11 protein-coding genes are annotated in these 8,131 nt (G+C 33.6%); all 11 read right to left on the reverse strand.

All coding sequences use genetic code 11. The features are described from left to right. Positions 1-103: 103 nt before the first annotated feature. The 11 genes from C8N41_RS16420 to C8N41_RS16470 all read right to left on the reverse strand — a co-directional run bounded on the left by C8N41_RS16420 (position 104) and on the right by C8N41_RS16470 (position 7,801). Positions 104-862: a DUF6794 domain-containing protein gene (locus C8N41_RS16420; protein ID WP_115840061.1), complete on the reverse strand. Its 759-nt coding sequence runs from the start codon at positions 860-862 to the stop codon at positions 104-106. A 211-nt stretch (positions 863-1,073) separates the two neighbouring features. After that, entirely contained in the window at positions 1,074-1,826 is a 753-nt protein-coding gene (locus tag C8N41_RS16425) for a CPBP family glutamic-type intramembrane protease (RefSeq protein ID WP_115840062.1), read from the reverse strand. Positions 1,827-1,894: 68 nt separating this feature from the next. Continuing rightward, positions 1,895-2,737, reverse strand: coding sequence for an SDR family oxidoreductase (locus C8N41_RS16430; protein ID WP_115840063.1), 843 nt, complete (start codon positions 2,735-2,737; stop codon positions 1,895-1,897). A gap of 85 nt (positions 2,738-2,822) precedes the next feature. Next, positions 2,823-3,317, reverse strand: a complete 495-nt coding sequence (locus C8N41_RS16435) for an anthrone oxygenase family protein (protein WP_115840064.1) — start codon at positions 3,315-3,317, stop codon at positions 2,823-2,825. A 54-nt stretch (positions 3,318-3,371) separates the two neighbouring features. After that, positions 3,372-3,914, reverse strand: coding sequence for an NADPH-dependent FMN reductase (locus C8N41_RS16440; RefSeq protein ID WP_115840065.1), 543 nt, complete (start codon positions 3,912-3,914; stop codon positions 3,372-3,374). Position 3,915: 1 nt separating this feature from the next. Then, positions 3,916-4,371: a DoxX family protein gene (locus C8N41_RS16445; RefSeq protein WP_115840066.1), complete on the reverse strand. Its 456-nt coding sequence runs from the start codon at positions 4,369-4,371 to the stop codon at positions 3,916-3,918. Between the two features lie 22 nt (positions 4,372-4,393). Continuing rightward, positions 4,394-5,035, reverse strand: coding sequence for a hypothetical protein (locus C8N41_RS16450; RefSeq protein WP_115840067.1), 642 nt, complete (start codon positions 5,033-5,035; stop codon positions 4,394-4,396). A 53-nt stretch (positions 5,036-5,088) separates the two neighbouring features. Next, positions 5,089-5,682, reverse strand: a complete 594-nt coding sequence (locus C8N41_RS16455) for a Crp/Fnr family transcriptional regulator (RefSeq protein WP_115840068.1) — start codon at positions 5,680-5,682, stop codon at positions 5,089-5,091. 162 nt (positions 5,683-5,844) lie between these two features. Further along, positions 5,845-6,183: a cyclic-phosphate processing receiver domain-containing protein gene (locus C8N41_RS16460; RefSeq protein ID WP_115840069.1), complete on the reverse strand. Its 339-nt coding sequence runs from the start codon at positions 6,181-6,183 to the stop codon at positions 5,845-5,847. Continuing rightward, positions 6,183-6,695 carry a hypothetical protein gene (locus C8N41_RS16465; protein WP_115840070.1) on the reverse strand — a complete coding sequence of 171 codons (513 nt, stop codon included), beginning with the start codon at positions 6,693-6,695 and terminating at the stop codon, positions 6,183-6,185. The genes C8N41_RS16460 and C8N41_RS16465 overlap by 1 nt, the downstream gene beginning before the upstream one ends. Before the next feature lie 173 nt (positions 6,696-6,868). Continuing rightward, on the reverse strand, positions 6,869-7,801 hold the full coding sequence (locus C8N41_RS16470) for a Kelch repeat-containing protein (RefSeq protein ID WP_147298981.1): 933 nt from the start codon (positions 7,799-7,801) through the stop codon (positions 6,869-6,871). Positions 7,802-8,131 lie beyond the last annotated feature (330 nt).

Raw genomic sequence — 8,131 nt, forward strand, 5'->3', positions numbered from 1 at the left:
TAGCTAAATCAGGGTTAATATATGATGGAAATTATAAAAGTACTTTAGTAAAAAAATAATGAGTTTTTACTTGTTTTTTGCCACAGTACTTTGTTACCCACAGTTATTTTTCCACGATGCTCCATAAATTATAGAAACTCCAACGTGTTTCTCCCTTTTTCATTATCTCAGTTTTGTCTTTTTCTATTTTCTGAAATTCCCCATCAACTTTATCGTAAACATCATATTTTAAAATAACAATTCCTTTTCTGTCGCAACTTTTTTTGAGTTTGACTTTCAACTCAAATTCTTCAGGATTTAGGTCTTTAATAATTGCAGTTGCGTAGCATTTGTCGTCCATCCATTTTTTCTCTTGACGTTTAGAAACGAAATCATAATCATAAGAAAATTCTACTAAGTCTCCGATTTTGTATTTACTAAATTCTTGCTTTTTCCTTTCCGTTTCTTTTCGTTCCGATTCAGCCCAGTACTCTTTATAAAACTTAACTTGGTTTTCCAAGTCAATATATGTTCCATTTAGCTTTCTGTGTAATGAAGTTAATATTATACTCGACATATCGTCAGGATGATGAATACCTAATTCACTAAAATATTCAGATATTTTAGATGTTCTCGCCCAAAGTCCCCAATTATTTCGGATTGACATTCCAGTTCCAAAGCTTACACTTACGATTCCGTTTTCGTCTTCGTTTTTCTTTGCAAATTCGGTCAGGACTTCTTTTGGTGTTTTACACTCAAAGTAATTAATCGCATCATTTAAGTCGATTGGAATGTAATCTTGGATATATTTTTGACACTCAATTTGTCCGAAACTATATTGACAAATCAAAAGCAAAAATGTTATCGCAAGAATTCTTTTCATAATTGTGGGTAACGTGTTCGTGTATGGTTTGTTGTGTGTTTAAGCACTAAAGTTAGCAAATAAATCACAGATAGAAAGTCCGCGAGGACTTTCGTAAGTAAGCTATAACTAGCAATGAATTATACACATTGTTGGCAATAGTTATTATTTCATACCAATAATATGTCTACGTTATTAAAACTTTTGTTTTACCATTGGTTTTACACTGAAATTATTTGAGAGGTAAGAAAGTTAAGGATAGGAATAGTGTATTAGTTGCCATATGGATTAGCAAAGGATATTTAAATCCAAAAGCGACTCTTGTGTATCCTGCAATGGTGGCGCTGAATAATTGTGGAAGTGTTAATATAGGTAGCAATAAAAGATTGGTGAGATTTAATTCAAAATTAAAAATGTGTAACCATGCAAAGCTGATGCACGATATATAGTAAATCCACTTAAACTGTTTTTTCCAAAACTGTTGTAAAACCTGTCTTACGGGCCTTCTACTAGATATCACATACACTATTAACAAAATTATAACCCCTGTTATGATTCTATACCAAAAGGTATCATCCACCATAGACAATCGGCTTTTAAAAACAGCTTTAGTCATGATATAATAGGTGAATGTTCCCGAAGTTAATGCCAAATAAATTGGTTGAAATTTTAGTGATAATCTAAAGGTAATCTCTTCAAATATGGGTAGAATAAGTCCACCGACTAAAAACAATACTAATGGGCTAAATCTTTCGGACATACTTACTGATGTTTGGTTTTCAGGCTCATATGCCAACTGTAATAATGAGGCAGCTGTAATACTGAAAACAAGCTTTATAAAAAAGAGACCTATGGTATCGTAAATTTTATGTTTAGTACTTTTCTCTATGGATTGTTTATTTATGGGATGCCTTATAAAGTTCGCTAAGTCTATTATTAGTGACTTGTAGTATTTTGGTTTTATCAACGGATAGGAAACGGTCATCGAGTTTTTATTTAAATGATTGAGGCTCTAACTTACGTGAAGTGCTGTTAAGAGCCTCAGTTAAAGATTTAGTAAGCTTCCACTATTTCTGAATTCCAAATTCCAGTTTTTGCGGTTTCTTCGGCATAAGCTGAAAAGGGCTTTGCTTTTCTGCCCAAAACTCGTTCCACATCATTAACCACCAACTGATTATTAGGGTTGGTTAACACATGGCTAAACAAATACTCTATTAACCACACCACATCATCAGGTATTTGTTGCTGTTTCATGCCTTTAACATACTGCTGCAGTGTGATATCATGAAAGTTTAAACTTCTGTTACTGGCTTTCGAAATCATAGTAACAACATCTTTAAAGTTGATTAATTCTGGACCTGTCACTTCAACGGTATCTCCGTTATAAGTGTCATCAAGCAAGACTGTTGCAGCGACTTCTGCAATGTCATTAGCATCAACAAATGGAATTAAAACGTCTGATAATGGTAATGCTACTTCTCCGGACAATATTGGGTCTAAAAAGAAGCTTTCACTCCAGTTTTGGTTAAACCAAGAGGCTCTTACGATGGTATAGTCTATACCAGAATCCATGACGATTTGTTCACAGGCCTCAGCTTCGGTTTCTCCTTTTCCAGAAAGCAAAACCATTTTTTTGACTCCTGAAACTTTAGCCAATTGGGTTAATTCTTGTATCGCTTCTTTGGCTCCTGGAACGGCCAAATCTGGATAATAAGTTACATACATACGTTCTACGCCATTTAAGGCATTTACCCAAGTGCTTTTGTCATCCCAATCAAAGCTAGGCGATGCACTTCTTGAACCAATTCGAGGTTCTATACCTTTGTTTTTTAACTGTTCTACGACTCGGCGACCTGTTTTTCCTGTTCCACCGATAACTAAAATGTTACTGTTCATAATTTTATTTTTTTTATTTGATTTATACTTCGCTTCAGAAATCTGAAGCCTTTTTATTCGTTTTTTGGTTGATGATTAAGATTTTCTATTTGGAATATATGAGTCCAACTAGCAAGAGAGCAAAAGATGTAAACGATGCTATTGTGCGTTGAACATGCCAACGGTTCCAAGGTTGTTCAAATTTTGCACGCAACTCTTTAAGCTTTATGGCTGAGAGGTTTTCTAATACCGTCTTATCTAACACTTCATTGAGTGGCACGTTTTTAAAAACCGTAATAATGCCTATACCAACGAAATATAAAATGGCTGCTATTAAAAAAGACTTAAACGTGACTGGATTTGCATTACGATGTAAAATGGCATTTGCAAAAAGCAGCGGTACAGGCCCTAAAAAGACAATGAGAAAACTAGCATTAAGAATCGAACGATTCATGGCTTGAAAAGCTTGTAAAAAACCTAAATCGTCTAATCTCCCTATACCAGGCGTAATGGCATTGGACCAAGTAAAACATAAACCTGCTGAAAGTCCTGTAAATAGTATACTTAGCATTAATACGATGAGTCTAATTTTAATTTCCATTTTTAATTGTTTTTAAATGTTGATACAAAGCTAAAGTGGTTATGAGCCAATCATTTATTCCAAAGGACTTATGATTTGTTCGAAAAGTTGAGCCTTTTGAATTAGCGATTCCTTTAGGTCTAAATTTGAAATACCATTCTCTGAGAAATTGTCAAAAAAACTAGGTAAGGAAAAGTCTGCCACGACATTAGCTCCTAAAAAAGGAAAATAGTTTATTGCAGCCTCTAAAACAGTGGCTCCACCGCGACCTCCAGGTGAGGTTGCCATTAAGAGTGTAGGTTTGTCTCTCCATACTTTTATGTTCGCACGAGATAACCAGTCTAAGGTGTTTTTGAATACTGCGGTATACGTGCCATTATGTTCAGCTAATGTTATTATAAATCCATCAGCGGTGTCAAATACTTCATTGAGCCTTTTAACTGCTGGTGGTATGCCATTTTCAGCTTCAAAATCAACGCCGTAAATAGGCAGAACATAATCGTTTAAGTCGATAGAAATGTGTTCTACATTTTTCAATAAACCAGAAGTATGGGATAACAATCTTTTGTTAATGGACTTCTGACTATTTGTTCCTGCAATTGTGATTACTTTTTTCATTTTATTTATTTTTTGAGATTAAACCATCTATAGACCATTTTCCGCTGCCGTTAGCCGCAACACTTAAGGCAAGTCCTATAACCAAAAGTGAATATTCGTAGCCTTCTCCAGCTTGATTACCAAACCAGTTCATGAAAAAGCCATGCTCAAGTTGTGTAGTGATAATGATTCCTGTGAACATACCTACTAGTGCAATTGCCCAAAGCCTAGAGAAGAATCCTAGTACTAATGAAATAGAGCCAAAAAACTCAATCATAATTACTGAGAAGGCCACAATACTTGGTAGACCCATTTGTGTGTTTAGAAAATCCATCGTTCCAGAATACCCATAGCCACCAAAGAGTCCTAATAGTTTTTGTGCGCCATGTGGAAATATGACGAGGCCAAGTGTTAAGCGTGCAATACTCAATCCAATATTTGGATTAGTTTTTAAAAATTGTTTTACTAAATTTTTCATAATGTTTAAGAATTAAAATTGTTTATATAGTTAATCGATAATACAATCCGAAAGAAGTCTTGTTTATAGGCTTTAAGCCGTATTGGTCCATATCTAAACCAATGCCAACCTGAACGTCACCAAAAGATGCACCTACACGCCATTGTTGATAGCTTCTTGAATGTGTTTTAAACTGGTCCCAAATGGTTAAGAACTGACCGCTTAACCAGATTGAAATATGGTCATTTAGCGGTTTGTTATATTGAATTTGAAGAAAGACTTCTGCATAGCTAGTATTGATTTGCTCTGAGTAAGCCACTGTAGGCATTAACACCAACAACAGTTGTGAATTTTTGAATGCGTATTTTGCGGATAGTCGTTCTGAAAAGCCAGCAAAGCTGTTATAATATATAGAAGGGCCAATGGCAATATTTTTGGTAATGTTCCAGAATAATGTGGGTTGTACTCCAACCTCATCAAATTCTTGGTTTTCTTGCTTAAACTTTTGAAAGAAAGCCAGCGTATTCAGACTCAGAGTCTGACTTTTAGTAATAGAGTAACTTGAGAATACTGTGAAGTCTGTTTTATCTAATCCAGCGAACAATTCTACCTGAGTAAATTGCGCCAGCAAAGGATTTATAAACCCAATGATTAAAAGAGAAGTGATGATGATAACTTTTTTCATGCTTCAAAATTCCGAAAGGGACACATGAAAAAAAATGAACTAGTTTAAGACTTTTACCTTCTGTTGACTTTTGTGATAATCTTGCTCATAAATTCGGGCGTGATGCCAATATAACCCGCCAAATCTTTCTGAGTAATTCTGTTAACAATATTCGGATATTTCGTTTTGAACTCAATATATCGTTCCTCTGCAGTTAATGAAATGCCGTGATTTGAGCGTCTTATATAACTTATCAAGGACTTTTGGTATAGCATGCGATAGAATCTTTCAAACTTGGGTATTTCTTGAAATAACAATTCGTAATTAGCTCTAGAAATTCCTAATAGTTCAGTGTCTTCGGTAGCTTTAATAAAATAGCGTGTTGGCTCCTTAGTCATAAAACTCGCCATATCGCCTGTCCAATAATCTTCTACAGCAAACATAGAAATGTGTGGTGCGCCGTCATCATCAAGCGTGTAGACCTTTAAGCAGCCTTTAGTGATAAAATATTCGTAAGATGTTATATCACCAGCTTGCATTAAAAATGCCTTCCGCTTTATATTAATCTCCGTTAGTAATGAAATGTATTTCTGCTTTTCTAATTCGGTTAGATCAATGAATCTAGATACATTATTTAGGATTAAGATATGTGATTCTTTATATAGCAAATTAGATTTTCATTAATTATTGCCAACGGTCTAGTGTATGATTTCGTTGCGTGTTTAAGCACTAAAGTTAGCAAATAAATCACAGATGGAAAGTCCGCAGGAATTTTCGCAAGTAGGCTAGAACCAAGCAATTAATTATAAACGGTGTTAGGCACAGTTATTTTATTCCGTTGTTTTTAAGTGTTTTATATAGTTGTTTAAAAGTCCTTTTATTTGTTCAGCAGCAACAGGATTTGCAGAATGAACTTTAAATTCCAAATTCCGTAAATCAAGTCCAGATTCATACACTAACCATTTCGCTGCAGCCAATCCGTCAGGCGCAACTTTTCCATCTTCTCCAAGTCCAAGGTCATTGTCAAAACTTATGTAATTAGGAAGCCCATTAGATTTGATATAGTTTACAAACGCAGAGTACGTTCTGACGATATCAAATTCAGGTTCCATTGATTTATCGTAAACCATTTCGATTGTTCTAACGTCATCGAGGAATAATTTCTTCATTATGATTGTAAGTTGTTAGACATATTTATTATTTCTGTTTTCTTTTTAATAACTCTATCATTTTGAGTTTCCAAAACACAATATTCGGTCAGGTTTTCATTCAGTCCAATTTGGAAATAGCGACGACCAGAATACCAAGTTTCAGATTTTTCAGATTCGAACCAATTCCGCAAGAGTGGGATTCCGATTTCAATTAAAAACTCCTTTGTCGGTTTACTAATTTCTGCTTTAACAGCATGAAGTATAATTGTCCATTTGTCTAATGGTGTAGAGTAATTTCCAGATATCAAAATCTTAAATCTTAATAATTCTTTAGAACTTCCTTTCAAATAATTTAATGTGTTTCCTCCAGGGATAAAAAGTCCCATTCCACCACCTTCTTTTTTATTGAACCAAATATTCAACTTATCATAAATTTCGACTTCAGATAAGAGTTCCGAGATTTGTTTCAGACCAATAGAGTAGGTTAGACCTTTTCCAGTTTTTGATTTTGTGCTTTTGATTAATTCCAATGTTTTCCTCTAATTGTGCCTAACGTGTTTGTGTATGATTAGTTGCGTGGTTCAGCAACTAATTTAGCAAACATTTACGAACCTGTGAATATTCCGAAGGAATATTCGCAAGTAGGCAAGAATGAAGCAATTAATTATACACGGTGTTGTGCATAGTACTTTTATGGTTAAAGTTATAATAGAGATGCTTTTATTACTTTGATTGTTATTAGATTAGGTAATGGTGAAACCAAATCAGCGTACGCAACAAATACTTCATCGTTTAAGATGGTAATTCCTCTAATAGTTATATTGTCTAAATTCAGCGATGTAGATAATTCGTTATATGAATTAGTTGTTATATCATAAACCCCAATAAAAGCATTGCTGTTATTAGATTCTTTATTCCCAGCAACTAAAATAGAATTATTATATAATGAAGTGAAAGATTCATATACTTGATATGGAAGGATTTCTTGAGTCCAAACATCATCTATTATATTGTATATATTAATTTCATTATAATTAGCTATGTTATCAGTTCCGCCAAACATGTACAGTATATCGTTATTCACAATGCCATCTGCATGCATTCTAATCCCATTAGGAAAAACTGTTAATTCACTAAAAGTTTCATTATTGCTATTAAAGAGTTTTATCGGCATTTCAAGACAGTCATAACATTTTTCTCCAGAAAGAATTAGAATATCATTATTATATTTCGTTGCTTTTGAATAGCTTAATCCACTATGGTGATTCAAATCAACAATATTGGATAAATCCAAATCGTATTTGACTGTGTGGTTATAAGAAAAAGAATATATGAAACTTCCAATAATTTCAATTTGTCTACTTTCAGTTCCATCATCATGAATAAAATCTGATTGCGTGAGTGTAGATAAATTGTACTTTAAAACTTTTTCAGGCCATATATCATCGTTGGAAGATGTTATAAATAAAGAATTTGTGCTTAAATCACTTGTGATATCCATATCCAAAGTATCAACTTGGAAAGACATAACTTCGGTAAAATCCAATGAATTAGAATTTTGAATGGATACTTCATTGTCAGATGAACAGGAACAAAATATTGTCGTTAAGAATAAAAGGAAGATTAGATTTTTCATAAACTTAATTGGTTTAAAATTATAACGCTAAATTTTTGTTCGTATTATGCACAACGTTGTTGTATATGGTTTGTTGCGTGGTTTAAGCACTAAATTTAGCAAATAAAAACCGAATAGAAAATCCGCGAGGATTTTCGTAAGTAGGCTAGAACTAGCAATAAATTATATACATCTTAAGTTTACAATTCATTAAATTTAAGGATAAATTAGAAAGAACAAAAGAGAGGAGTAAGGTTAATATATACGCAGAAGCTTTAGACTTCGTCAACATTGAAAATCCCCTCTCTTTTCTACACAGATTTCGTACAGTTCTATGAGGCTTTTAGACCT

The sequence above is a fragment of the Winogradskyella sediminis genome (assembly GCF_003387355.1).
GTDB classification, from domain to species: domain Bacteria; phylum Bacteroidota; class Bacteroidia; order Flavobacteriales; family Flavobacteriaceae; genus Winogradskyella; species Winogradskyella sediminis.